Here is a 25,614-nt window from a genome sequence, read left to right as displayed (position 1 = left end):
AGGCCCGGTCAAGCGGCCTGTAGAGAAGAAACCCGGCGCTTGCTCCGGCTTGGAGAAGTAGCAAAACACCATAGCAGCAATGCCCTGGCCTGACAAGGCAAGCAAGGCCTTGCCCGGCTACTGCTTGCACAATTACAGCTTACCGTTCCTTGGTGTGTTGTCTTCTGACAACGAGAGGTAACCGGGTGTTTCTAAGCACAACACCCGGTTGCTGGGCGTTATCGGCTGATTAAGCAGCCAACAAAATACGCAACATGCGGCGCAGCGGTTCGGCCGCACCCCAGAGCAATTGGTCCCCAATCACAAAGGCCGACAGGTACTCTGGCCCCATGTTGAGCTTACGCACCCGGCCCACGCCCACTTGCAGGCCGCCAGTGATAGAAGCCGGGGTGAGTTCTTGCACCGTGATGGCGCGGTCGTTCGGCACCCACTTCACCCAAGGGTTGCCGCCTTGGATGAGGGCTTCAATCTCTGCCAAGGGCAGGTCTTTTTTGAGCTTGAGCGTCAGGGCCAAGCTATGGCAGCGCATGGCACCGATGCGCACGCACAGGCCATCGACTGGGATGGTGGCTTCGGTGCCCAAAATCTTGTTGACCTCGGCTTGGCCCTTCCATTCTTCTTTCGATTGGCCATTGGGCAGTTGCACATCAATCCACGGAATCAGACCACCAGCCAGCGGGGCACCAAAGAACTCAGTCGGCACGTCTTCGCGGATGGTCTTGGCCACTTTGCGGTCAATGTCCAAAATGGCCGAAGCGGGAGTGGCCAACTCATCGGCCACCGCCGCATGGACTACGCCCATGCCCTTGAGCAACTCGCGCATGTGGTTGGCCCCGCCACCCGATGCGGCTTGGTAGGTCATGGAGCTGACCCACTCGACCAAATCGGCCTTGAACAGCCCACCCAAGCCCATCAGCAAGATAGAGTTGGTGCAATTGCCACCAATCCAGTTCTTGCCACCGGCGGCCAGCGCTTTTTGAATCACGTTGTCGTTGACCGGGTCCAGCACGATGACGGCATCTTGCTCCATCCGCAGCGACGAGGCGGCATCAATCCAGTGGCCTTGCCAGCCCGAAGCGCGCAGCTTAGGGAACACCTCTTTGGTGTAATCGCCGCCTTGGCAGGTGATGATGATGTCACACTGGGCCAGCGCGGTGATGTCGTTGGCATCTTGCAGCGTGTTGTGTGCCTGTGCTTGCGCGGGGGCCTTGCCACCGGCGTTGGAGGTAGAGAAGAAGATGGAATCAATCAGGTCAAAGTCGCCCTCGGCCTGCATACGGTCCATCAACACCGAGCCGACCATACCGCGCCAGCCGACCAAACCTACTAATTTTTTGCTCATTTTTAACGCCCTTTTTGATAAAAACAGTGCCAGATTAGGCTGTTTTGCCCGGCTCGTCTGGCCAGGAAGGGCGCACGACGATGCCAGAGCTTAATCAGCCCTTAATCGTTGTGGTTTTGCTTATGGTTGCGCGCACAGCCCCACCCGCAGGGGTAGCGGAGGGATGGTTTAGCAGAAACTGGCGGGCGGCAACAAGCATGGTTTTAGATTGTAGCGCGGAAGGGATTGAACGATGGGGCCATTGATTCTTACGGCCCCCCGAATTTGCCCTGATTACCCAGCAGCGCCAGCAGCTTGCAAACAAGCCACCAACACCGTGGGCAGTTGTTGCACCAATTGTGGCTTATATACCACGGGCACCCCGGCCAAAGCCAAGGCATGGGCAGCGCGTTGCTCGGCATCTAAGCCCGTCAGAACCACCAACTGGCTGCCTATCAAGGGCGGCTGCGCCTGCCAGCGCCGCACCAAGGTGCTGCCATCTATCCCCGGTAACACACAATATCGACCAGCAGCACTTGGGGCTGCAATTGCCCTGCCATGACCAAGCCCACAATGGCATCATCCGCCACGTACAGCTCTATTTGAGGAAAATAGTGCTGCAATAAGCACCGAACCAAATTTTGGATATGCCGTGAATCCTCAATCAGCAACACCCGCAAACCACGGGCCACCGGTACACTGACTGCTGCGGCTGCCTTGGGCACCACTGTGGGCGCAGCATGGTCAGCTTGGCTGCGCGCTAACCACTGTTGCACCGATGCCCGTGCAATGCGCCGATGGCCACCGGGGGTTTTCCAAGCCAGCAACTCGCCCCGATCTACCATCAGCTGCACCGAGCGCACCGAGCGCACCGAGCGCACCGCCAAACCCAGCGCCCGCGCTACGTCTCGGGTGCTGCAATGGTCGGGTAACAAGGTTATTTGCTCTGCGTTCAGCATACGAAATTCTATCATTTTTATCATTTTTGTCGTTTTATGACAAATATGATAAAATCACCCTTAACTACTGTCGCTTCTTGCAGAAAAACCACATCATGGGCAAACGCATATTGATTGTCGAAGACCATGCCGATATCCGGCGGCTGATCCGCATGACTTTAGAGTTTGAAGACCATGAAATTCACGAAGCCGCCAATGCAGACGAGGGTTTATTGCAAGCGCGCCAACAGCGTCCCGATTTGCTGTTGCTTGATGTCATGATGCCCGGCACGATGGATGGTTTGGGCCTGTGCCGTTTGGTTAAAAATGACCCTGACTTAAACCATCCGCATGTTATTTTGCTCACAGCCCGTGGTCAAAGCCAAGATATTGAGGCCGGTTTGGCCGCTGGGGCCGATACCTATCTGCTCAAACCTTTTAGCCCGCTCAAATTGATCGAAACTATCAATCAATTAGAAAGCTGATTCCGATGCCCAAAGCCGCGCGTCCCGCAGAGGCTACCCAGTTTGATGCAGCCGCCGCAGACCAGATGGAAAAAATCATTTCCGATCTGGGGCGCATGTACTACGAGCGCAACGAGGCCCTGCAAGAGGTAGCGCGCGCCCACCACGAGGCGCTGTTTCACTTGGCGTTGGCGGCAGAATACAAAGACGACGATACCGGTGTGCATATCATACGCATTGGCTTTTTGGCCGAGGCTTTGGCTTTGTATTTGGGGCAATCGCGCGCCTATGCCACGCTGCTACGCAAAGCCGCCCCCATGCACGACATCGGCAAAATTGGTATCCCCGATAATGTGCTCAAAAAACCCGGCAAACTCGACCCTGCCGAGCGCCAAATCATGAACCAGCACCCGGCGATTGGGGCGGATATTTTGGGAAAATCGCGCATTGCGCTGTTCCAAATGGCCTCCGAAATAGCCCTGTCACACCACGAGCGCTGGGATGGCCAAGGCTACCCCTCGGGCTTGGCGGGCGAAGACATCCCGCTGTCGGGGCGCATTGTCACCGTTGCCGATTTTTACGATGCCCTGACGATGGACCGGGTCTATCGCAAAGCCTTCAGCGAAGAAAAAGCCTTGGCGATGGTGCGTGATGAGCGCGGCCATGCGTTTGATCCAGACATCGTGGATTGTTTTATCGACAACCACCCTGCCTTGCTGGCCTTGCGCCAGCAAGTAAGCACCAAGCGCATGACGTTTGCGGATTTGGTCAACGATAAATCGCTAGGCAGCTAAGCCACTTTTTGGCAGCGCGCACCTTGATGAATACTCCAGCTTCTACCGCGCTCAAGGAGCTGCATCGCCCGCGCCAACACGTGGCCATCGTCTATGGTTTTAGTGTGCTGGTGCTGGTCGTGGCCTGGGGTACCGTGCTTACCATGTTGTATTGGCAGTGGCAGTCCACCCTAGAGGCTGAACTGCGCCAAAACATCAACATGGCGCGCGCCCTGAAAGAGCATACCTTGCGCGTGTTAGAAACGATGGACCAAGCGGTGCTGCGCCTGCAAACCGTGGCCGCAGAACAAAAGCCCAAACCCCAAGATTATTTGCAAATTGCCAATGAAACCGGCTTGGTACCAGAAATCATGACGCAATTGGGCTTTGTGGATGCCCAAGGCTATTTCCAAGGCAGCAACCTAGACCCCGATGGCAAGCGCAGCGGCAACATCAGCCTCAAAGACCGCGAGCATATCCGGGTGCATTTGCAAGAGCGTGATACCGACCCCACTTCGCGCGAGCTGTGGGATGGTTTGTTTATTAGCAGGCCATTGCAAGGGCGGGTGTCTGGGCAATGGACGATTCAACTCTCACGCAAGGTGGTCGGGCTGGATGGACGCACCGTAGGGGTGGTGGTGGCCTCGCTCAATCCTATCCATTTATCCAATGTGTACAGCAATGTGCAACTCAGCCCAGGGGCCGGGTTGGCGCTGGCGGGGCTAGACGAAATTGTGCGGGTGCGTGTGGTTGACGGCATGAGTTCTGGCGTGGGTGAACGGTTATCAGCCGCACTGGCCTTGGCGATACTAGAAAACATGGATGGGATGCTGGTCGTTCAAGGTGGCGATGGTGTCGAGCGCATTGTGGGCTACAGCCGCGTCGGCAATTACCCCTTAACGGTGCTAAGTGGCACCAGCGTAGAGCAAGCATTTACCCAATGGCGGGCTAACCGCAATTTGCTGCTGCTGATGTCCATCTTGGCCAGCTTGTGCGTACTGGCTTTTGTGGCCTTGTTTCGCAACAGCGTGCGCCAATTGGCGCAAAGCCACCAAGCCTTGGTGGCCAGCGAGGCTTTGGCCCAACAGGCCAGCCAAGCCAAAAGCGAATTTTTGGCCGCTATGTCGCACGAATTACGCACACCCCTGACCAGCATCAAGGGCTTTTCAGAACTCATTGCCATGCGTAACCAAGATCGGGCCACGGTAGAGCAAGCCGAGCTGATTAGCCATGCTGCCACGCACCTGAACAGCCTACTGACCGAAATTTTGGACTTGGCACGCATTGAAGCCAAGGCCATGCCCACGCATCCTGAGCCGGTGTTGCTGCACGAGGTGGTGCATGAAGTGACGGCACTGTTTCAAATCAGCGCTTCGTCCAAGTCATTGCAATTGACCACCTCTATCGCCCCCGAAGTACCTGAACGCCTCGTGACAGACCAGCTTAAGCTGAAGCAGATTTTGAACAATTTGCTGTCGAATGCCATCAAATTTACCGAACAAGGCCAAGTGGAGCTGTGGCTAGAACTCGATGGCAGCGGTCAGCACTTGTTGCTGCACGTCACCGATACTGGCCCCGGCATTGCCCCCGAGTTGCACGAGCGCATTTTTGAACGCTTTCGCCAAGGCAACGAGCGCGTCAGCTACGATCATGGCGGCACGGGTTTGGGCTTGGGCCTATCGCGCGGCTTGGCGCAATTGTTGGGCGGTACCCTGACGCTGCAATCGACGCTGGGTTCTGGTGCGTGTTTTACGCTGTCTTTGCCTTTGGTGTGGCAGGCACCAGCGTAAACGTAAACATCAACGTAAACGTGACAAGGCCGCGCTGGCGGTTTCGGCAATACGGGTTAAAAAATCGGTGCCCATCGTGGCTTCAAAGCGGTGCGGGTCATCCGAGGCCAATACCAGCAGGCCAAAGGCCGGGGTAGCGCGCTCCATTGGGCCATCGCGCAAAGGCAGCAGCGCCAGCGATTGCACCATATCGCCATCGCGCAGCCAGCCCAGCGGTTCAAAACCCAAGTTGGGGCCGCAAAACGGCATGGTCAGAGAGCTGGCAAAAGCGCGCACATCGTTGCTGGCCCCTTGGGCAAACGGGGCGTTGGCATAGGGGGGAGCCACACTCCAGAGTCGCATGGCGGCTTGGGGCACTTCAAACTGGCGCCGAATGCCTTGCACTACCGCTTCGGGCAAAGACATGGGATGGCTAATGCGCTGCAAATCACAGGCCCATTGGTGCAGGCGTTCGTCAATCAACATGTTTTGCTGGCCGTTGTGGACCATCTCTAAAATGCGCTGCTCTAAATCGGTAATTTTGGCGCGCAGGCGCTCAGATTGGCGCTCTTGCAAACTCACAGCGCGGTGACCGTGCGGGCTGATAATTTGCACATTGGTCAGCAGCTCGGCGTGGCGCTCAAAAAAACCTGGCGTTTGCAACAGGTAGTCGGCAATATCCTCTTCGGTAATCGGGGCGATGAAGGCGGAAGGGTCGTGGGCGGTCATAAAGTGTCTGGGAGTTCTATCTGGCCTTGGAAAACGGTTGTGGCAGGGCCGGTCATAAAGACGGCATCGGCGGGCTGGCCGCTCCAGGCAATGCTTAAACGCCCGCCACGGGTATCTACCTCCACAGCACTATCGAGCAGCCCCAGCTGGATACCCGCCACCACGGCCGCACAGGCCCCGGTGCCGCAGGCCAGGGTTTCGCCCGCGCCACGCTCATAAACGCGCAGACGGATGTGGTTGCGCGCCACTATCTGCATATAACCCGCATTGACGCGCTGCGGAAAACGCGGGTGTTGTTCTATCAAGGGGCCAGTGTGCGCTACCGGGGCGGTATTGATATCCTCTACCAATTGCACCGCATGGGGATTGCCCATCGACACCACCGTAACGGCCACTTGCACGCCATTGTCCAGCGCCAGCGGCCAGCGTTGCCCTTGGCCTTGTGGCGTGGCTTGCAAGCCGTTGGCATCAAACGGCACCAAGGCTGGCTCTAGCACCGGGTAGCCCATATCTACCGTCACTCGACCATCCGCGTTGAGGCGTGGCGCGATGATGCCAGCGCGGGTTTGCACGCGGATGCGCTCTTTATGGGTCAAGCCTTGCTCATGCACATAGCGGGCAAAGCAGCGCGCGCCATTGCCGCATTGTTCTACCTCGCCACCATCGGCATTGTGAATGAGGTATTCAAAATCAATGCCCGGCCCCGGCGATGGCCGTACCGTGAGGATTTGGTCGGCCCCAATGCCAAAGTGGCGGTCGGCCAGTAGCCGGTAGTGGGCGGGTGTCAGGCCCCAACGGCCTTGGGTTTCATCCAGCACGACAAAATCATTGCCTGCACCTTGCATTTTGGTAAATCGAATCTGCATAGGATGCCATTATCGTTGCAGGTGCAGGCAGTCGTGTTACAAAACGCGGAACGCCAGTATCGCTACCAAGGTGGGCGGTAAGGCGGCCAGCAAGAGGCCCAGTGGGTGGATGGCGTTATGCTCAAAACTACCGCGCAAAATCGACACGCCCGCCGGGTTGGGCGCATTGGCAATCACCGTCAGGCCGCCGCCGGTCACGGCACCAGCCACCAGTGCAACCTTGAATTCTTGGCTCAAACCTTCCACCAAGGAGCCTAGATAGGTCAGGGCAGCGTTATCGGTGATGGCCGTCAGGGCGGTAGCGCCAAAAAATACCGTAGTGGCATCCATGCCCATCAGCACCGGCTTGAGCCACCATTGCTGCAAGCCACCCAACACCACCAGCCCGGCCAAAAAGAAGGCCACCAGCAAAGACTCGCGCAGAATGAGCGGGTCTTGGTAGCGCTGGTAAGCCGTAGTAAAACCCAAGAAGAACAACAGCAGCCCCATAAACACTGCTGGATGGTGCCCAAACGCCACCACACCCAGCAAAAATAGCAGATGCACCAGCACCACTTGCCAAGGCACCATGCCGTCGGCAGCCATACTTTCTGGCTTTTGTGGAGTTAAGCCGCGCAATTCACGCGAAAACAGCAACATGGCAATGCTGGCATTGATTAGCACCGCCATAGCTGCCTTCCAGCCAAAATGGCTAATCATGAACCAGACATCCCAATTCCACTGGGTGGCCACCATCAGCACCGGCGGTGCGGCAAACGGGGTCAGGGTGCCACCAATAGAGATATTGACAAACAGCACGCCCACCGTGCTGTACTTGAGTCGGGTAGAGACGTTACGGCTAAAAATGGTGTCGCGCAGCATCAGGGCAGCCAAGGTCATGGCGGCAGGCTCGGTAATCAAAGAACCCAACAATGGCACTAAAGAGAGCAGCACAAAATACAGTGCCATCTGGCGGTGCAGCGGCAGCAGCCGGGCTACCAATTGCACCAACCATGCCGCCACTTGCAAAATAGGGCGCGTGCCCGCAATCACCATGATGGCAAACACAAACATCGGCTCGGTGAAGTTGCGCGTGTCTAGGTACTGGGTAGCCTCTGTTTTGCCAATCATGGCAAACATGAACACCATCAGCACCATCGCCCAAAAACCAAACACCACTTCAACCTCGCCCAATAGATGCCAAATACCGGCATGGCGCGGCTGGGTGTGGGCTAGGCGCTCAAAAAATTTGGTAGAAAAAGTGTGCAGCACCGCCAAGGCAAACAGCACTGTGCCTATGAGTTGGATGGGAGTGGGTTCAGTCATCCGCGTGGGCTTCCGGTTATCGCATCCAACGGCCAGCGCGGCATGACATCAAAGGCATAGGTGGTAGTAGCCTGCTGTTGACCCGATTGCAAACGCATGGCAGCGGCCAGCGCAATCATGGCCCCGTTGTCGGTACACAGGTGCAGCTCCGGGTAATGCACGCGCACCTGCAAACGGGCGCAGGCCGCATTGAGTTGCTGGCGCAGCAGCGCATTGGCCCCCACGCCACCGGCTACCACTAAACGGCGCAGGCCGGTTTCTTTCAGTGCCATGATGGATTTTTTGACCAGCACATCCACAATCGCCGCTTGCGTGCTGGCGGCCAAATCAGCTTTGCGTGCTGCCAAGTCCTGGCCCAGCTTTTTGGCTTGTGTCAACACAGCGGTTTTCAGCCCAGCAAAAGAAAAATCCAAGTTGCCACTGTGCAACAAGGGGCGCGGCAGCTTGAAGGCATCGGGTTGACCTTGTTCTGCCAAACGCGACAAGGCTGGCCCACCGGGATAACCCAAGCCCAACAGTTTGGCCGATTTGTCAAAGGCTTCGCCCGCTGCATCGTCGATGGTTTCGCCCAGCAACTGGTATTGACCCACGCCATCGACGCGCATCAATTGGGTATGCCCACCCGACACCAACAGCGCGACAAACGGAAACTCCGGCGGGTCGGCACTTAAAAACGGCGAGAGCAAATGCCCTTCTAAGTGGTGTACGCCCAGCACCGGCTTACCCAAAGCGGCCCCCAAGGCACAAGCCACGCCAGCACCCACCAACAAGGCTCCAGCCAAACCGGGGCCACGGGTGTAAGCCACCACATCGACAGCGGCCAACGTTTGCCCAGCTTCGGCCAGCACCTGCGCGGTCAGGGGCAGTACGCGGCGAATATGGTCGCGGCTGGCCAGTTCAGGCACCACACCGCCATAGGCTTGGTGCATCTCAATTTGGCTGTGCAGCGCGTGGGCCAACAAGGCAGGCACGGCGGCACCCGTACTGCTGCGTACCAAGGCGACACCGGTTTCATCGCACGAAGATTCAATTCCTAAAATTAATAAACTCATGCGCGCAAGTGTAGGGCAGCCCCCTTAAACCACGCTACTTGGCAGAAAATGGCGGCTGGCAATATCTACACATATCTACACTTCAGGCAGGACATTTTTCATGGGCATAGGCCACTACATCAAAGAGATTGGGCGCGGTCCACGCGGTGCCAAACCACTCACGCGCGCGCAGGCGGCTGATTTATTCGGCCAAATACTCGATGGCAGCGTCAGCGATTTGGAAATCGGTGCGTTCTGTCTGGCCATGCGTATCAAGGGCGAAACCCCCGAAGAGTTGGCCGGGTTTATCGATGCCACCCAACAACGGCTGGCGCTGTTGCCTGCCAGCACGCGCCCGCTGGTGGTGTTGCCCAGCTACAACGGGGCGCGCAAGCTGCCCGTACTCACACCCCTGCTGGCGCTGCTGCTGGCGCGTGAGGGCCTGCCCGTGCTGCTGCACGGGATGCGTACCGAAGCCCGTCGGGTCTTGGCCTCCGATGTCTTGCAAGCCTTGGGCATCGCAGCGCTCACAGTGGCACAGGCGATTGCGCCCGGTCAAGTGGCCCATCTGCACACCGCGCAACTGCACCCCGGCTTGGCCCGCCTGTTGGCCACGCGCGAACAAATTGGCCTACGCAACCCCGGCCACAGCGTTGTTAAGCTGATACAACCTTGTGCTGGGCCTGCATTGCTCGTGAGCAGCTACACCCATCCCGAATACCTAGACCGGCTGTGCGCTACTTTGGCTTTGTTAGAGGCCGATGCACTGCTGTCACGCGGGTTAGAAGGTGAAGTGGTAGCTGACCCGCGCCGCTGGCCGCGTTACGATGCCTTGGTGCGCGGCCAACACCAAGTATGGGAGGAACAACAAGCAGGCACCGCCACCGAGGTTCCCGGCCTGCCCACCGACATGGACATCGCCAGTACCGCTGCCTACACCCAGCAGGTGTTGCAAGGCCAACAACCCGTGCCACCAGCTTTGCAGCGACAAGTGCAACATATTGTGCAATTGGTGCAGCAAATAGAACAGCAAGCCAAGCCCGATGCTCCTTTGGGGCCATCGACGCTGGACTAGCCAGCAAGCTATTTTATTCCCCCTCATCATCCCCATCCATACCCAGCCCTTATGCCCACAGATCTGCCTTCCTCTCCTGCTGCCCCCCATGCCTTGTTGCTGGCCGAACTGCTGGCCGTGGCCGAACGCATCGCCCACCAAGGGGATATGCAAGCCGTGCCCGAGTTGCTGGACATGGCTTCAGAGCATCCAGAATCGCCCGAACTGGCAGCGCTGGCCGAAGCCTTTGCCAAATTGGTGGTACAGCATGAAGTGAAGGAGTTTGAGCTGCAATGCACGATTGACCACCTCCAGCGCACCAAGCAAGAGCTAGAGCTGGCCAACTACGACCCCCTGACGGGTTTGGCCAACCGCGCCATTGCCCGCGACCGGCTACAACAAGGCATGGAGCAATCGCGGCGCAGCCAACTGCCATTGGCCGTGTTTTATATGGATTTAGACCGTTTCAAGTGGGTCAACGACAACATGGGCCATGCCGCAGGGGATGAGCTATTGCGCCAAGTGTCGCAACGTTTGCGCGATGCCGTGCGCGCCGTAGATACCGTAGCCCGGCTGGGTGGCGATGAATTTTTGTGCATCTTGCCCGATATGCTCACTGCCGCCGATGCCCAAGCACTGGCCGGACGGCTGGTTCATAATTTGGCGCAGCCCTTCGCCTTGAGCGCCGGTGTGGCCCATATTGGCACCAGCATTGGGATTGCCCTGTTTCCAGACCACGCCGAGCAAGTCGATGGCCTGATTGCCTGCGCCGATGCCGCCTTGTACCAAGCCAAAAATGCGGGGCGCAATGGCTGGCGTTTGTACGAACGGCCCAGCGCCTAAGCCATTTGAGAGCGCATAAAAAAACGGTGGGCCAGATCATTTTCTGGCCCACCGTGGTGTGGCTATGGTGCTTAGCCTTTGAGGCTAAGGCACAGCAGCTTACTTGCCGCCAATCACGCCTGCTTCGTTGGCAGCTTTGTTGTCTTTGCCCACGGCTACAGCGCTGGCATTTTTTTGCTTGGCGGTGATATTGGTGTTACCTTGGATTTGGGTACCACCCTTGATAGCGCCGGTGGTGTTTTTGGCTTCGTTGCCTTCACCCACTGCCACCGCCGAGACGTTCTTGTTCTCGGCTTGGATGTTGGTGTTGCCCTGAATCTGCACACCTTGGGGGTTGCTGCTTTGTTGGGATTGTTGGGCAAAAGCGGGAGCAGAAACCACAACAGCAGCAATCATCATAGAAATCAAACGCATAGCATACTCCTAGTGAAAAAATTGAACCATTAACCAGTAACTAATGACTGTAATTGTAATTATTTACCGCCAATCACGCCAGCTTCGTTAGCGGCAGTGTTATTTTTACCCACTGCGACAGCGCTGGCATTGGTTTGCTTGGCGTTGATATTGGTGTTACCTTGGATTTGGGTACCACCCTTGATAGCACCGGTAGTGTTTCTGGCTTCGTTGCCTTCACCCACTGCCACCGCCGAGACGTTTTTGTTCTCGGCTTGGATGTTGGTATTACCCTGAATCTGCACACCTTGGGGGTTGCTGCTTTGTTGGGTTTTTTGGGCAAAAGCTGGAGCAGAAACTACAACAGCAGCAATCATCATAGAAATTAAACGCATACCATCCTCCTAGTGAAAAAACTGAACCATTAACAAAAAATGAATTATTTGCCACCAATCACACCCGCTTCGTTAGAAGCTTTATTGTCCTTGCCGACGGTGACAGCCGTAGAATTGACTTGTTTGGCACGAATTTCGGTGTTGCCCTGAATTTGGGTGCCACCTTTGATAGCACCACTGATATTTCTGCTGTCGTTGCCTTGCCCCACCGCAAGCGCAGAAGTATTTTGATTTTCTGCTTGAATAGTGGTGTTGCCCTGAATTTGCACGCCCTGGGGATTGCTACTGCGCTGAATTTGTTGGGCCAATGCAGGGGCAGACAGCAAAGTTGCAGCTACCATGATAGAGACTAAACGCATAATTTTCTCTCGTATTAGAAAATTGACCGACTTAACCAGTCACTACCTTGAACACTACACGGCGATTTTTGGGATCACGTGCATCGAGATTTTGCACAGGATCGCTAGAACCTTTGCCTATGGGCACCAAGCGGCGGCGATCGATTCCGTTGCGGTCAGAAATAAAATTAACTACCGAATTGGCGCGGTCGTGAGAAAGTTCTAGGTTGCGCTCGTAATTGCCGGTGGCATCGGTGTGGCCTTCCACAATCACGCAACGCTCGGGCGATAGGGCCAGAATACGGGCAATTTGGTTAAGGGTGCGCTCTGAAGTGGGCGAAACCACCGCGCTACCCACTCTAAATTGGATAGCAAAATCGACACCGATGGTTCTGACCCCTGGGGGCAAACCAGCACAATCCATAATGGCCATAGCTCGGCTAGGCTGCTGTGGCGCATTGCCATAGCTGGGTTGCTGTTGCTGTTGCTGCATGGGGGCAGATTCTTGCTCATTCTCGAACACAATCGCACGGGTACGCCGCTGCTGTTTATGCTGAGGCTGTGCCGCTGGCTCGGACGAAGTTTGCATGGCGCGCTCTAGGGCGCGCAATTTTTCTTCATCCTCAAAATTACCTTGGGCATGGGCGGTACTGATAGCCAAACTGCCCAACAGCAGTGCAGCCACACGCGACCAAGCAGTGAAATGATTAAATTTTTTCATACCCAAATTTTACCGGCAAACGTTGACGACTTCTTTGGTGGTAACCACAATGTTTCTAGGTGCCCGGCCACGGCTATCGGGTTGGGCTGTGCCTACATTCACATTGCAGGTGCCATCGCGTCTGCTACCGATATTGGTGACCCGCCTTTCTTCTGCGGGTGTTTTTTTCTGTGTATTGTCTTGTCGCACCCAACGCTCGGCCAGTGCTTTGTTGACCTTGGTTTGCCCGGAAGAATCTAAGCCCTGCACGGCTTGTGCACTGAATGGCAAGGCCAATGCCGATGCGATGAGCAAGGCACGGATGGTGTATTTATTTGCATTCATCGCTGACAATTCCTCCAATATTGGTACATGCTTTTTTATTACGCCCGCTAGAAATGGTGGTCACATCTTTGGTAACAACGCTGATGTTGGTATCGCCGCGTTTATCGCCTTTTATCACACCTATCCTGTTTTTAGCTACGTTGTTTTCGCCTGTGGCAATGGCTGTCATGTTTTGCGTGCTAACATTGATTTGGGTGTTGCCCTGAATGCTAGTACGCTGGTTGGCTTGCGCCCAAACCGAGGCAGCAGAAGTTGCCAGCAAACCCGTACCCAATAAAATACCAAGTGTCTTCACTCGCATCACATATCTCCTGGCATGGGCAGCGGAATGGGAGGCACCTTGCTGCGAAAGGCATTACGCATAGATTGCAGTTCTTCTTCAGAAACCCCCAGTTTACGCGCACTGAAAGAATGGCGGTCTGGCGTGAACATCAGGTAAGCCTGCATCTCGTTGATGAGAAGCTCTTCGTTGGCTACTGCATAGTTAAAATTAGCCAGAAAGCGCTTAAATGCCTCGCGCTGCTCGGGTTGTAGAATTTCGTACCAAAAGCGTTGGCAAAATTTGCGAAAATGAACATTGGTATAATACTCGGCGTGGGCCAGTTCGTGCAACAAAATGGTAGCACGGGCTTGGGCGGTTACCATAGGTTCATCAGATTTGCGCGCTTGTACCTGAGGCACTGCCAACACTACGGCATCTGGGCGCAAGCCTTGATAAAAACCACGCCAAAAACGGATTAAACCTTGCTCTAACAGAAAATCACGAATAACCAGCTCTTCGGGGTAAAGTTCTACTTTATCACGCAGAGCATAATTAAAAAACTGTACCAACTCAGAGACCAAGACATCGTGTCCAAAGGCAAAATCGGTTTGGGTACGGCGCGAAGCCTGAATATAGCGCGCTAACTCTTGGTTATTGAGTACCCGAGGGTAAGGCTCGCTGAATTGTTGTTCGGTAAACTGGGTAATGCGGTTAAAACTGCGCCCTTGGTAGGCCAAGCCCGGAAAATCAAAAATAAAGACTTCGGGGTTATCGGCCAATTGCCACAAATTAAGGCTTTGTGATTGTGCCTCTAAGACTTGCGCTACTGGGGCACTGACCGGCTGAATGGCCCAAGCCGTTTGCAAACCAGCCCACAGCAGGCCAACACTGCCCCAAAGGCGTATTTTTCGCTGGAAGTGTTTGAATGGATGGTTCACTGGGCCTCTCCCTTGTTTACTTTTCTTGAACGGCTATGTTGCCGTTTTTACCCCACCGAATGGTATAGGATTTACCCGATTTTTTGCTAAAGTAGCTGGTTTTTCCGTGGGGGACTTTCACGCCATCAATGAAGACTTCCTCATTAATCACGGCTACCCCTTCCATTTCTACATCGGGGCCTAAAGTGGCCGTAGTGTTGCTGGCCATTGAGCCATTGCTGCCGCCGGTTTGCACGCTGACATTGCTCCCTGATACATTGACTGCTACCTGTGCTTGCACCACAGAGACCCAGCCAGCGCAGAGGGCCAATCCAGCAAGGAAAAGCTTCTTCACGCTACACCCCCCATTTGTTTGATATTTTTACTGCAACAACGCCTCTTTGGTTGCTTTGGTTGACGGTTTTTTTGAATTTTTTGAATCTTTTTAACGGCAGCGCACTTTTATTTGCTGCCCATTGCGATTTAGTATCACTACGCTCCCAGAAGTGGTGCCATCGCCGATACGTCCTGCTACGTTGTCGGTGCTATGGCAATACACCAGCGGCAGGCCATCTTTATCACGCTGGCTCAAGTCAAGGTCTTGCCAATTGCCGGTGCCGGTGTAGTACATGCTGCGCGCGCGCCCACGCAGTTGGGCGGCTTTATCACGCGCATTTTGTAACTCGGGCGGCGCTGGCCCCAAAGGTAAATCAGGCGCTACGGGTTTGGGGCTGTCTTGGAGAATGCGTGCGCGCCAGCGTTGCTCAAAAGCCCGCTCTTGTGTTGGGGCACCACTGCGCGGACTGAGGATGCCCTCGGTTTCTTCGTCCATCTCAATAATGATGTTGGGAGAGTGACCCCGATAGATGGCCTCGGCTTTTTCGCGCTGCTGCTGGGCTTTCGATTTGGCCGATTCGCCCGGCGTTGGCGGCTCTGGCCCGATAATCAATTCTGCCTGCGCTCCTGCCATTGCCAGCCAGCTGGCCAGAAGACAACTGCGGACAATGGTAGGAATTTTTGGCATAGTCTGGAGCCTAGCGGGCTACGGTAATATCGACGTAACTGACAGTGGATGCCGGATTAGACTGGCGGAATTGTTGTACCACTTCGTCGAGTGAATGCACTGGCAAGGGGGTTAAGTCTTTAGCCCCTTTGAGGCTGCCGGGCAGCACTTGCTCGCGGTCGGCACCAATACAGGCGACACGCTCTTTGCCTGCTTGGTCAAAACGAATCTTAAAACCACCAGCGGGCAGCCGCAAAGTGCTGCCAGCACGCAAAGTGGGGTTGCCCGCAAACTGGTTGGGGAAGATGCGCGCCACTTGGCGGTTGCTGTCTTCGTAATAACAATACACCGTGCCATCGCCCGTGAGCGATAAAGACATATTCAGGAAGTCGCCCACTTTGTAGCTGGGGCGTGAACCCCGGTCGCTGTCTAGGTTGACGCGGAACACAGGCGCGGTAGCTGGTGCCGCTGGGCTGCTAGTGGGCGAGACCGGCATGGGCGCGGGTGCGCTGGCGGGAGCAGCGCCTCTAACCGGCGTGCTGGGAACATAGGCCAAAACGTTTTGCACATCGTCCATGAGGTTGGCGTACAGGTCAAAGTTGACCTTGCCATTGGCCACCAAGCCATTTTGGGCTTGGTATTCTAGGATGGCATCTTTGAGGGCGGGGTTCATTTGGCCATCGATGGGGCCTTTGTAACGTGCCATGCTGCCAGCGAGTTTGCGCTGCACATAGAGGATTTTGTCGGCTTCGGTCAGGGTGTCGTAAATTTCGAGGGCTTGCTCTCGGATGACCGGATTGGTGACATCCACATCCAAGCAGCGCCAATACGGCACTTGGGTAAATTTGCCCAGTGTTTCTATCAGGCCCAGCTCTAGCAGGGTGCGCGTGGTGGCCCCCAGACCCTCGGCGCGGCTGAAATCGAGGCTAAATTGCAGGCCAATTTTGCCCAGTTTGCCCACCCCCAGCTCGGCAGAGTTGCCTTGCTTGGTGATAAGCATGGTGTTGGAGGTGCTGGTTTGCGGCAAAATTTTGCGCGAGCTGGCATCACCAATACTCATGTCCATACTGAGCAAATCATAGGCGGCATCTTTGGTGGTGCTACCGTCTAGGAACTGGGTAAAAAACCCTACGCCTTTGCTCTTGCGAATGGTGTTGTCGTCCATTTGCGTGATGGAACCCCGGATGTAATAGTCTGGCATCCGCATCCGCTCGGAACCTTTGGCATCAAACAAGCGTGCCAAATCATCACCGCCGCCATGAAAATCAATGAATTCAAAGGCATTGCTCTTTACCGTCATTTTGGCAACGGCGGTAATCAGCATTTCTTTGGTGCCGGTGCGTACCTTGCCGGTTTCGTCGGGGATGCCGGTGGAGGTGATAACGATACCGTTTTTGCCGTAAGCCAAGAACAACTCGTCCATGCAGCGCAGGGCGGGCGAGAAGTTGGTAATGGTTTTAACGGCTGAGGTTTTGGGGGCTGCCGCTACGGCAACCGTGGCTTCGGGCTCTTTCCAATTTTGGTGCTCTTTGGGGGTGACGCAGGCACTGAGCAAGGCCACAGAAACGAGCGACACGGTAAACGGCTTATGCGACATGGAAAACCCTTTGGCAACGGAACACTGCAATCTATTTTTTGCCACTCTAAGCGGCAGCCGAAAAAATTGCAAGCCTTGCCAAGGGTTTTTCTGCTTATACCGGTGCAGCGCTGCTGAAGCGGAATACTCCAGGCTCTAGCGCCGGGTTGACCTCGACGGCAATGGTACTCTTGGGCACAAAGCGCCCTTCTAGCAGCAGTTTGGACAGCGGGTTTTCGATGCGCTGCTGAATCGCACGCTTGAGCGGACGGGCACCAAACACTGGGTCAAAGCCCACCTTGGCCAGTTCGGCCAAGGCAGCCTCTGAGACTTGCAAAGTCAAGTCCATTTGTTCTAGCCGCTGCCGCAACAATTGCAATTGGATGCGCGCAATGGCAGCAATATGTTGGGCATCCAGGCCGTGGAATACCACGGTTTCGTCGATGCGGTTGAGGAACTCGGGGCGGAAGTAGTTTTTCAGCTCACCCCAAACCGCATCTTTAATCTCGTCGGCCTCTTGGCCCACCATCGCCTGAATCATTTGCGAGCCGATATTGCTGGTCATGACGATGACGGTATTTTTGAAATCTACCGTGCGGCCTTGGCCATCGGTCAGGCGGCCATCGTCCAATACTTGCAGCAATACATTGAACACATCGGGATGGGCTTTTTCTACCTCGTCCAATAACAAAACGCTGTAAGGTTTGCGGCGCACGGCTTCGGTCAGATAACCGCCTTCTTCGTAACCCACATAACCGGGGGGCGCACCAATCAAGCGGGCCACTGAATGCTTTTCCATGAACTCGCTCATGTCGATGCGTACCAGATGCTCTTCGCTATCGAACAAGAAACCCGCCAGCGCTTTGCAGAGTTCGGTTTTACCCACACCCGTGGGGCCAAGAAACAAGAAAGAACCGGTGGGGCGGTTGGGGTCGGATAAACCCGAGCGTGAGCGGCGAATGGCATTGGCCACGGCGGCAATGGCTTCGTTTTGGCCAATCACGCGCTCGTGCAGCTTGGTTTCCATCTGCAACAGCTTGTCTTTTTCGCCCTGCATCATTTTGGCTACTGGAATGCCCGTGGCGCGGCTGACGACTTCGGCGATTTCTTCTGCGCCCACTTGGGTACGTAGCAGGCGCGGCGCAGCTTGGCTACCGTCTTTGCCCGATTCTTTGGCCTGCGCTTCGTTGAGTTTGCGCTCTAACTCGGGCAGTTTGCCATATTGCAGTTCGGCGACTTTGTTGAAATCGCCTTTGCGCGTGAGTTCTTCAATTTGGAAACGCAGTTGATCGATTTCTTCGCGGATATGGGCCGAGCCTTGCGCTAAGGCTTTTTCCATTTTCCAAATTTCATCCAAATCGGCAATTTCTTTTTGCAGTGTGCCAATTTCTTCTTCAATCAAATCTAAGCGCTTGAGTGAGGCTTCGTCCTTTTCTTTTTTCACCGCTTCGCGCTCAATTTGCAATTGAATCAAGCGCCGGTCTAGCTTGTCCATGACTTCGGGTTTGGAGTCCATCTCGATTTTGATTTTCGAGGCGGCTTCGTCAATCAAATCAATCGCTTTGTCGGGCAAGAAGCGGTCGGTGATGTAGCGGTGGCTCAATTCTGCGGCAGCGACAATCGCCGGGTCGGTGATGTCCACGTTGTGGTGTTTTTCGTAGCGCTCTTTCAGGCCGCGCAAAATGGCGATGGTGGCTTCTACGGTAGGTTCTCCTACCAATATTTTTTGGAAGCGCCGCTCCAAAGCCGCATCTTTTTCGATGTATTTTCGGTATTCGTCCAGCGTGGTGGCACCGACGCAATGCAGTTCGCCGCGCGCCAAGGCAGGTTTGAGCATATTGCCCGCATCCATCGCGCCTTCGGCTTTGCCTGCGCCAACCATTGTGTGCAGCTCGTCAATAAAGACGATGGTTTGGCCTTCGTCTTGGGCCAGTTCTTTGAGTACGGTTTTCAGGCGTTCTTCAAATTCGCCCCGGAATTTGGCTCCGGCCAGCAGGGCCGCCATGTCTAAACTGAGTACCCGTTTGCCTTTGAGCGATTCGGGCACTTCACCGGCCACAATGCGCTGTGCCAGCCCTTCGACGATGGCGGTTTTGCCCACGCCCGGCTCGCCAATCAGTACCGGGTTGTTTTTGGTGCGCCGTTGTAGCACTTGGATGGCGCGGCGGATTTCGTCGTCACGGCCAATCACGGGGTCTAGTTTGCCCGCGCGAGCGCGTTCGGTCAGGTCAATGCAGTATTTTTTCAGGGCTTCGCGTTGGCCTTCGCCTTCGGGGCTGTCCATTTTTTGGCCACCGCGCACGGCGTTGATGGCGGCTTCTAGGCTTTTGCGCGTTAAACCGTTCTCTTTGGCAACGCGGGCGGCTTCGCCTTTGCTGTCGGTCAGGGCCAGCAGGAATAATTCACTGGCGATGAAGTTGTCGTCGCGTTTGATGGCTTCTTTTTCGGTGGCTTGCAGCACCCGGCCCAATTCGGGGCTGGGCTGCACTTGCTCTTGGCCTTGCACTTGGGGTAGGCGCTTGACGGCGGCCTCGGCATCTTTGAGCAAACCGGGCAGATTGGCCCCGGCACGCTCTAGCAGGGCGCGCGGGCCGTCTTCTTGGCGCAGCAAGGCCAGCAGCAGGTGGGTGGGTTCGATGTAGGCGTTGTCATGGCCCAAAGCCAGCGATTGGGCGTCGGCCAGGGCTTCTTGGAATTTGGTGGTCAGCTTGTCGATACGCATGGGGTGTTCCTCCGAATGGGGGACAGTTGGGGGGCTTGGTGCGTAGTTTCAAGGGCTGTTGGGTTCAATAGCCGTTTTTGCCAGCAGCGGAAATTTTTCGGGCTGGCGGATGGATTGCACGGATAAGTCGATGTCCAACTTGGGCCAAGACAGGTGGTCTGCTAAGACTACAACTGGCGTAAGCCAAGATTTGGCCTCGCCATCGGGATGGGCTGCTTCTTTACTGGTTCGCTGGGCTGTACTGGCTCAGACTTGGCAGTTGGATGATGACTGGCGATGTTGGCGGTGTAGATGCTGACTTGGGCACAGCGTTGTCAAAAAACCACTGCACAATAGCGCAGGCTTGCGCCCCTGTGGGCTGGCCCTCCCTTTTTTGGCTTGTTTCGATTTCATTCAGAAAGCTCCTCCTATGCCCGTGAATTTGTCGGCCCCTGTGGCCTCTGACCTGCTACCGGTGGCCGGTGTGCGTATTGGCGTTGCCGAAGCCGGTGTCCGCAAACTCAACCGCAAAGACCTGACCGTGTTTTTGCTGGACGAAGGGGCCAGCGTAGCTGGTGTGTTCACGCAAAACCGCTTTTGTGCGGCACCGGTACAGGTCAGCCGCGAACATCTGGCCGCCAACCAAGGTATCCGTGCGATGGTGATTAACACCGGCAACGCCAATGCAGGCACGGGCGCGCAAGGGCTAGACAATGCCCGTGCCACCTGCGCCGCACTGGCCGCTACCTTGGGCGTAGCCCCCACCCAAATTCTGCCGTTTTCTACCGGGGTCATCATGGAGCAGTTACCGGTGGAGCGCATCACCGCTGCCCTACCTGCGGCCTTGGCCGATGCCCAAGCCGCCCACTGGGGCCGCGCTGCCGAAGGCATCATGACCACCGACACCCTGCCCAAAGCTTACAGTCGTCAGGTAGAAATTGCGGGCAAAACCATCACCATTACCGGTATCAGCAAGGGCGCGGGCATGATTCGCCCCAACATGGCCACCATGCTCGGCTTCTTGGCCACCGATGCCGCCATCGACCCGGCGCTGGTACAACCCTTGGTCAAAACCTTGGCCGATGGCTCGTTCAACCGCGTGACGATTGACGGCGACACCTCCACCAACGACTCCTTCGTGCTGGTAGCCACGCACCAAGCAGGCAATACCCCCATCACCAGCCTGAGCAGCACCGAAGGCCAAGCCCTGCAAGCGGCCCTGTTAGAAGTAGCACAAAAACTGGCCCAAGCCATTGTGCGTGATGGCGAAGGGGCCACCAAATTCATCACCGTGCGCGTCGAAGGCGGCCAAACAGCGGAAGAGTGCCGCCAAGTGGCCTACGCAATTACCCATTCGCCGTTGGTCAAAACTGCCTTCTACGCCAGCGACCCCAACTTGGGCCGCATTCTGGCCGCCGTGGGCTATGCTGGCATTGCCGATTTAGACCAAACTAAAATCGACCTGTATCTGGACGATGTGCATGTGGCGGTGAATGGAGGCCGCAACCCCGCCTACCAAGAAGCCGACGGCCAGCGCGTGATGCAGCAAGCAGAAATCACCGTGCGCGTGCTACTGGGCCGGGGCGAGGCGCAAGACACCGTTTGGACCTGCGACTTTAGCCACGAGTACGTCACCATCAACGCCGATTACCGCTCCTAAGCGCCCTTTGCCTGCCGGGTTCTTGCCGCTATGACTTCTTCTTTTGATACCTTGATCGCCCGTGCCGAGCAATTGCTGGCGCGTATTGAAACCGTGCTGCCGCAAGCGCTGTCGGCCCCCGATTGGTCGGCTGCCGTGGCTTGGCGCTACCGCAAGCGCAGTAGCGGCCATGCCACGCTGGAGCCGGTGCGCCATATCAGCGGCATGGCGCTGCACGAGCTCAAAGAAATTGAGGTGCAGAAGGAAAAAATTGAGCGCAACACCCGGCAGTTTGTAAGTGGGCGCACCGCCAACAACGTGCTGTTGACCGGCGCACGCGGCACGGGCAAATCTTCGCTGATTAAAGCCTGCCTGAACGCTTTTGCGCCGCAAGGCTTGCGCCTGATTGAAGTGGACAAGACCGATTTGGTTGATTTGCCGGATATTGTGGAGGTAGTTTGCAACCGCCCAGAAAAATTCATCATCTTCTGCGACGATTTGAGCTTTGAAGATGGAGAGCCGGGCTACAAGGCGCTCAAGTCGATTTTGGATGGCTCGGTGGCCGCCGCCACACCGAATGTGTTGATTTATGCCACCAGCAACCGGCGCCATCTGTTGCCCGAATACCTGTCGGAAAATCTGAGCTACCAACACACCCCCGATGGCGAAGTGCATCCGGGCGAGGGCGTGGAAGAAAAAATCTCGCTGTCGGAGCGTTTTGGCCTGTGGGTGAGTTTTTACCCGTTCAGCCAAGAAGAATACTTGGCGATTGTGGCGCAGTGGCTATCGTCTTTGGGCTTGGACGAGGCCGCCATCGCCGCTGCCCGCCCCGAGGCGCTGGTTTGGGCGCTAGAGCGTGGCTCGCGCAGTGGCCGTGTGGCCTACCAGTTTGCACGCGATTATGCCGGTCGCACCGAGGCCCCCAAAGCCAGCGCAGAGCGCATTGCCGATGTGGCAGGCTTGGATGATGAAACTAGCACGGTCGAATGATGTCTGCGACTCCTCCCTCTACCCCACGCCAGCACACTGAAGTAGCTGTAGGCATCCTGTTGCGCCCCGATGGCGCGATGTTGCTGACTACCCGTCCGCCGGGCAAAGTGTATGCCGGTTACTGGGAGTTCCCCGGCGGCAAAATTGAAGCCAGTGAAAGCGTAGAACAAGCCCTGCGCCGCGAACTGATGGAAGAATTGGGCGTGACCATCGGTGCTGCCGAAGTCTGGAAAGTGACCGAACACGATTATCCCCATGCCTTGGTGCGCTTGCACTGGTGCAAAGTCTGGCATTGGACGGGCGCGTTTGAAATGCGCGAGGGCCAACAAATGGCCTGGCAACCGTGGCCACCGACCGTGCGCCCGGTGTTGCCCGGTGCTTTGCCGGTGTTGGAATGGCTGGCGCAAGAGCGCGGCCAGCCATTTGACCCGGCCTGCTTTCAGGCGGGGTAAATAGCGCCCAGCACGCGCAAGCCGCGCGCGCCGGTCACGCTGGGCAAGTTACCCGGTGCGCCTTGCAAGGCTTGGCGTGCCAGCCACGCAAAGGCGGCAGCTTCTACCTGCTGCACGGGCAGGCCATGCTCGTCACTGCGCTGCACTGTCAGGGTAGGCAGCAAGGCTTGCAAGCGTGCCATCAGGTGCCGGTTCAACGCACCACCACCACAGACCAGCAACACATCACTGTGCAAGCCGTAGCGCTGCACTGCGTCGGCGCAGGCGCGCGCCGTGAACTCGGTCAGGGTGGCCTGCACATCGGGTGCGGCCAGATTGGCCAAACCTTCGAGTTTTGTTGCCAGCCAATCGGCGTTGAATAGGTCGCGCCCGGTGCTTTTGGGCGGAGGCTGCTGTAAAAAGGGTTCGGCCAGCAAGCGTTGCAATAAAGCGGGTAATAGCTGCCCGCTGGCGGCCCAAGCGCCAGCCGCGTCAAACGGTTGGCCGGTATGGCGCTGGCACCACGCATCCATGAGGGCATTGGCGGGGCCGCAGTCAAACCCTAACACCGTGCCATCGGCGGCCAACACGCTCAAATTGGCAATGCCCCCCAAGTTCAACACCAAGGTATCTTGCCCCGGCCTGCCAAACACCTGTTGGTGAAACGCTGGCACCAAAGGTGCGCCTTGGCCACCAGCGGCCACATCACGGCTACGCAAATCGGCCACCACGGTAATGCCGGTCAGTTCGGCCAACAAGGCCGGGCTATTGAGCTGCAAGGTGTAGCCGGTGCCATCGTAGACGCCGGGGCGATGGCGCACAGTTTGGCCGTGCGCGCCAATCGCTTGAATGGCGTAGGCAGGTAAATCACTGGCGGCCAATAAGGCCCGCACCACTTGGGCATACACCCGCGCCAAGGCATTGGCCGCCAGTGCGGCACGGTGCAGCTCATCGGGGCCACTGCTGTTCAAGGCCAGCAGTTCAGCGCGCAAAATGGGGTCAAAAGATGCGGTTTGGTGCTGGATGATGGTGCAGCGTGAACCGTCTAATTCAGCCAGCACGCCATCCACGCCATCAAGCGAAGTGCCCGACATCAAACCGATGTAGCGCTGCATAGCGGGTACTTATTGGGCGCTTATTGGGCGCTGGCCTGTTGTATCGACTCTGCTGAATTCAATTGCAGGCGCATATTGGCGGCCATTTGCTTAAAGGCGGCACGGTGCGCGGCGGCTACCGGGGCGGCGGCTTCGCTTTGCTTGGCGATAATCATTGGGTCCTGGTGTACGCCATTGACGCGGAATTCAAAGTGCAGGTGTGGGCCAGTGGCCCAGCCGGTAGCACCCACGGTACCGATGAAATCACCTTGGGCAATAGTTTGGCCTTTTTTCACATCAATCCGGTTCAGGTGGGCATAGGCCGTCACATGCTGGTTTTGGTGCTTGACAATCACGATGTTGCCGTAGCCGTTTTGCGTGCCAGCAAAATCGACCACACCATCGCCCACAGTACGCACGGGGGTGCCAGTGGGTGCGCCAAAATCAGTGCCCAAGTGGGCGCGCCAAGTTTGGTGGATGGGATGGAAGCGCATGGCAAAGCCGCTGGTCACGCGCGAAAATTCTAGCGGTGAGCTGAGGTAAGCGCGGCGAAGGCTCTCGCCTTCTAAGTTGAAGTAAGCCCCCTGTTCGGCCCCCGGAGCTTGGAACCACACCGCTTGGTGCGTTTTGCCATTATTGCGGAATTCTGCACTGAGTACGCGGCCACTGCGTAGCGGTTCGCCATCGGCTTCTAGGGTTTCATAGACGACCGAAAAACGGTCGCCCTTGCGTAGGTCGCGGCGAAAATCAATCTCGCTAGAGAACATCTCAGCCACTTGGGTGGCTACATTGTCTGGAATGTTGGCATCATCGGTGGCGGCAAACAAAGAGCTTTGAATGACACCGCCCACCAAACGGGTGGAAGTGGTCAGTTCGGCGGTTTCTAGGCGCGAGGTCAATTTGCCCTCTTCGTCTTTTTCTACCACCAAGCGATTGAACAGGCCGTTGTCCTCATGCGCCCAACGCGCTACCAAACGCACTAAGCGATGGTCGTCGGTGGTTTCGGCGCGCACCACGCGGCCATTGCGGCCCAGCAGGTTTTGTTGCGTATGCTCATCACGGCGCAAGAAAGCCGCTGCCGCTGGGTCAGCAATGCCCATACGGCGCAACAGAGATTCAGCCGTGTCGGTACTGCGTACATTGTCGGCGCGGTACAAAGAGAAACTGGCACCATCGCTTAAATCGGCCAGCGTGGCTCCACTGGCCAACGAGGGCACGGTTTGCTCGACCAAGCGCACCGGCAAATTGGCGGCATCTGGCCCCAAAGAGGCCACGGCAAAAGCGCCGCCACCACCGGTGATCAACACAGCAGCCAAGGCGGCTGTGACCCGCTTAGGGTGTTGCTGAAGACTATAAGAGAGTCGGGAAAGCAGTGCCGTGCTGGCGGTGGTGAAGCCGTTGTTCAAAATTTTCTTCCCAAGGTGAGTGTGTGTCCGGGGCAAAATCCCAGCACTGGAGCTGGGTGCGGCGGAGCGCACAGACTGACGGGCTGCAGCGTCTCAGGCGGGTCTGAAAAGGCGGGCCACTTAGAATCCGCCACTGCAAAGTGGGCGAAGTATAGCCAAGCCTACATTTAAAGTTGTAAGAAATAGCATATGCAAGACTCTTTTTTGACCTCCTCCCCGTCATGAATGACGGGGATTCCTCACTGCCTTGCGGCAATGAGCCTTCCATCGACACTATCCTTGCGGAATAGTGCCTTGGATTCCTCCTGCGAGACGCTCAAGTCCGAGCGCA

General features: G+C 56.5%; 26 protein-coding genes and 1 pseudogene. 8 read left to right on the top strand and 19 right to left on the bottom strand.

The window, feature by feature from the left end; genetic code table 11:
* Positions 1–229: 229 nt before the first annotated feature.
* A complete protein-coding gene (asd, locus tag PHX60_RS14245) occupies positions 230–1,342 on the bottom strand; it encodes an aspartate-semialdehyde dehydrogenase (protein ID WP_300079056.1) in 1,113 nt (370 codons plus the stop codon).
* Positions 1,343–1,615: 273 nt separating this feature from the next.
* Positions 1,616–2,280 (bottom strand): annotated as a pseudogene (locus tag PHX60_RS14240) (response regulator).
* 95 nt (positions 2,281–2,375) lie between these two features.
* Between PHX60_RS14240 and PHX60_RS14235 the strand changes: the two are divergent.
* Genes PHX60_RS14235 through PHX60_RS14225 form a run of 3 tightly spaced genes read left to right on the top strand, consistent with a single transcriptional unit; the run spans position 2,376 to position 5,286 of the window.
* Positions 2,376–2,744, top strand: a complete 369-nt coding sequence (locus PHX60_RS14235; protein ID WP_300079053.1) for a response regulator — start codon at positions 2,376–2,378, stop codon at positions 2,742–2,744.
* A 5-nt stretch (positions 2,745–2,749) separates the two neighbouring features.
* Positions 2,750–3,517, top strand: coding sequence for an HD domain-containing phosphohydrolase (locus PHX60_RS14230; RefSeq protein WP_300079050.1), 768 nt, complete (start codon positions 2,750–2,752; stop codon positions 3,515–3,517).
* 26 nt (positions 3,518–3,543) lie between these two features.
* Complete coding sequence (locus PHX60_RS14225; RefSeq protein ID WP_300079073.1) at positions 3,544–5,286, top strand: ATP-binding protein; 1,743 nt, start codon at positions 3,544–3,546, stop codon at positions 5,284–5,286.
* A 9-nt stretch (positions 5,287–5,295) separates the two neighbouring features.
* Here the strand turns inward: PHX60_RS14225 and PHX60_RS14220 are convergent, their stop codons facing one another.
* Genes PHX60_RS14220 through tsaD form a run of 4 tightly spaced genes read right to left on the bottom strand, consistent with a single transcriptional unit; the run spans position 5,296 to position 9,217 of the window.
* The gene (locus tag PHX60_RS14220) at positions 5,296–5,994 is read right to left on the bottom strand and encodes a DUF484 family protein (RefSeq protein WP_300079048.1); all 699 of its coding nucleotides are present in this window, start codon (positions 5,992–5,994) and stop codon (positions 5,296–5,298) included.
* Positions 5,991–6,860 carry a diaminopimelate epimerase gene (gene dapF, locus PHX60_RS14215; RefSeq protein WP_300079046.1) on the bottom strand — a complete coding sequence of 290 codons (870 nt, stop codon included), beginning with the start codon at positions 6,858–6,860 and terminating at the stop codon, positions 5,991–5,993. The genes PHX60_RS14220 and dapF overlap by 4 nt, the downstream gene beginning before the upstream one ends.
* Positions 6,861–6,896: 36 nt before the next feature.
* Positions 6,897–8,165 carry a putative Na+/H+ antiporter gene (locus tag PHX60_RS14210; RefSeq protein ID WP_300079043.1) on the bottom strand — a complete coding sequence of 423 codons (1,269 nt, stop codon included), beginning with the start codon at positions 8,163–8,165 and terminating at the stop codon, positions 6,897–6,899.
* Positions 8,162–9,217 carry a tRNA (adenosine(37)-N6)-threonylcarbamoyltransferase complex transferase subunit TsaD gene (gene tsaD, locus PHX60_RS14205; RefSeq protein WP_300079041.1) on the bottom strand — a complete coding sequence of 352 codons (1,056 nt, stop codon included), beginning with the start codon at positions 9,215–9,217 and terminating at the stop codon, positions 8,162–8,164. The genes PHX60_RS14210 and tsaD overlap by 4 nt, the downstream gene beginning before the upstream one ends.
* Positions 9,218–9,317: 100 nt before the next feature.
* On the opposite strand from tsaD, the gene ybiB reads away from it, so the two are divergent.
* Entirely contained in the window at positions 9,318–10,271 is a 954-nt protein-coding gene (gene ybiB / locus PHX60_RS14200) for a DNA-binding protein YbiB (RefSeq protein WP_300079038.1), read from the top strand.
* 51 nt (positions 10,272–10,322) lie between these two features.
* Complete coding sequence (locus PHX60_RS14195; RefSeq protein ID WP_300079036.1) at positions 10,323–11,093, top strand: GGDEF domain-containing protein; 771 nt, start codon at positions 10,323–10,325, stop codon at positions 11,091–11,093.
* Between the two features lie 99 nt (positions 11,094–11,192).
* Here the strand turns inward: PHX60_RS14195 and PHX60_RS14190 are convergent, their stop codons facing one another.
* The 11 genes from PHX60_RS14190 to clpB all read right to left on the bottom strand — a co-directional run bounded on the left by PHX60_RS14190 (position 11,193) and on the right by clpB (position 19,744).
* Entirely contained in the window at positions 11,193–11,507 is a 315-nt protein-coding gene (locus PHX60_RS14190) for a hypothetical protein (protein WP_300079035.1), read from the bottom strand.
* A gap of 59 nt (positions 11,508–11,566) precedes the next feature.
* Entirely contained in the window at positions 11,567–11,881 is a 315-nt protein-coding gene (locus PHX60_RS14185) for a hypothetical protein (protein ID WP_300079034.1), read from the bottom strand.
* A gap of 44 nt (positions 11,882–11,925) precedes the next feature.
* Positions 11,926–12,189 (bottom strand): hypothetical protein, encoded by a 264-nt coding sequence (locus PHX60_RS14180; protein WP_300079033.1) that lies wholly within the window; start codon positions 12,187–12,189, stop codon positions 11,926–11,928.
* An 82-nt stretch (positions 12,190–12,271) separates the two neighbouring features.
* Positions 12,272–12,940 carry an OmpA family protein gene (locus tag PHX60_RS14175; protein WP_300079031.1) on the bottom strand — a complete coding sequence of 223 codons (669 nt, stop codon included), beginning with the start codon at positions 12,938–12,940 and terminating at the stop codon, positions 12,272–12,274.
* A 9-nt stretch (positions 12,941–12,949) separates the two neighbouring features.
* Positions 12,950–13,264, bottom strand: coding sequence for a hypothetical protein (locus PHX60_RS14170; protein WP_300079028.1), 315 nt, complete (start codon positions 13,262–13,264; stop codon positions 12,950–12,952).
* Complete coding sequence (locus PHX60_RS14165; RefSeq protein ID WP_300079025.1) at positions 13,251–13,565, bottom strand: hypothetical protein; 315 nt, start codon at positions 13,563–13,565, stop codon at positions 13,251–13,253. Before PHX60_RS14165 ends, PHX60_RS14170 begins: the two co-directional genes overlap by 14 nt.
* Positions 13,565–14,464, bottom strand: coding sequence for a hypothetical protein (locus tag PHX60_RS14160; RefSeq protein ID WP_300079023.1), 900 nt, complete (start codon positions 14,462–14,464; stop codon positions 13,565–13,567). Before PHX60_RS14160 ends, PHX60_RS14165 begins: the two co-directional genes overlap by 1 nt.
* A gap of 16 nt (positions 14,465–14,480) precedes the next feature.
* Positions 14,481–14,798: a hypothetical protein gene (locus PHX60_RS14155; protein ID WP_300079020.1), complete on the bottom strand. Its 318-nt coding sequence runs from the start codon at positions 14,796–14,798 to the stop codon at positions 14,481–14,483.
* Positions 14,799–14,888: 90 nt separating this feature from the next.
* Complete coding sequence (locus PHX60_RS14150; protein WP_300079018.1) at positions 14,889–15,467, bottom strand: hypothetical protein; 579 nt, start codon at positions 15,465–15,467, stop codon at positions 14,889–14,891.
* Between the two features lie 10 nt (positions 15,468–15,477).
* Complete coding sequence (locus tag PHX60_RS14145) at positions 15,478–17,022, bottom strand: DUF4384 domain-containing protein (RefSeq protein ID WP_300079016.1); 1,545 nt, start codon at positions 17,020–17,022, stop codon at positions 15,478–15,480.
* 115 nt (positions 17,023–17,137) lie between these two features.
* Entirely contained in the window at positions 17,138–19,744 is a 2,607-nt protein-coding gene (clpB, locus tag PHX60_RS14140) for an ATP-dependent chaperone ClpB (RefSeq protein ID WP_300079014.1), read from the bottom strand.
* A gap of 409 nt (positions 19,745–20,153) precedes the next feature.
* On the opposite strand from clpB, the gene argJ reads away from it, so the two are divergent.
* Genes argJ through PHX60_RS14125 form a run of 3 tightly spaced genes read left to right on the top strand, consistent with a single transcriptional unit; the run spans position 20,154 to position 22,804 of the window.
* A complete protein-coding gene (gene argJ / locus PHX60_RS14135) occupies positions 20,154–21,383 on the top strand; it encodes a bifunctional glutamate N-acetyltransferase/amino-acid acetyltransferase ArgJ (RefSeq protein WP_300079011.1) in 1,230 nt (409 codons plus the stop codon).
* 30 nt (positions 21,384–21,413) lie between these two features.
* Entirely contained in the window at positions 21,414–22,352 is a 939-nt protein-coding gene (locus tag PHX60_RS14130; protein WP_300079008.1) for an ATP-binding protein, read from the top strand.
* A complete protein-coding gene (locus PHX60_RS14125; protein WP_300079005.1) occupies positions 22,349–22,804 on the top strand; it encodes an NUDIX domain-containing protein in 456 nt (151 codons plus the stop codon). The genes PHX60_RS14130 and PHX60_RS14125 overlap by 4 nt, the downstream gene beginning before the upstream one ends.
* Here PHX60_RS14125 and PHX60_RS14120 read toward each other — a convergent pair.
* Both PHX60_RS14120 and PHX60_RS14115 read right to left on the bottom strand, forming a co-directional pair.
* A complete protein-coding gene (locus PHX60_RS14120; protein ID WP_300079002.1) occupies positions 22,792–23,898 on the bottom strand; it encodes an anhydro-N-acetylmuramic acid kinase in 1,107 nt (368 codons plus the stop codon). The genes PHX60_RS14125 and PHX60_RS14120 overlap by 13 nt on opposite strands.
* A gap of 20 nt (positions 23,899–23,918) precedes the next feature.
* Positions 23,919–25,283, bottom strand: a complete 1,365-nt coding sequence (locus tag PHX60_RS14115; RefSeq protein WP_300078999.1) for a M23 family metallopeptidase — start codon at positions 25,281–25,283, stop codon at positions 23,919–23,921.
* Between the last annotated feature and the right edge of the window lie 331 nt (positions 25,284–25,614).

Origin of the sequence: Giesbergeria sp. (assembly GCF_028686475.1) — a bacterium.
In the GTDB taxonomy this organism is placed as follows: Bacteria; Pseudomonadota; Gammaproteobacteria; order Burkholderiales; family Burkholderiaceae_C; genus Simplicispira.
Note: the sequence above shows the minus strand (reverse complement) of the source record. Positions and strands in the feature narration are given on the sequence as shown.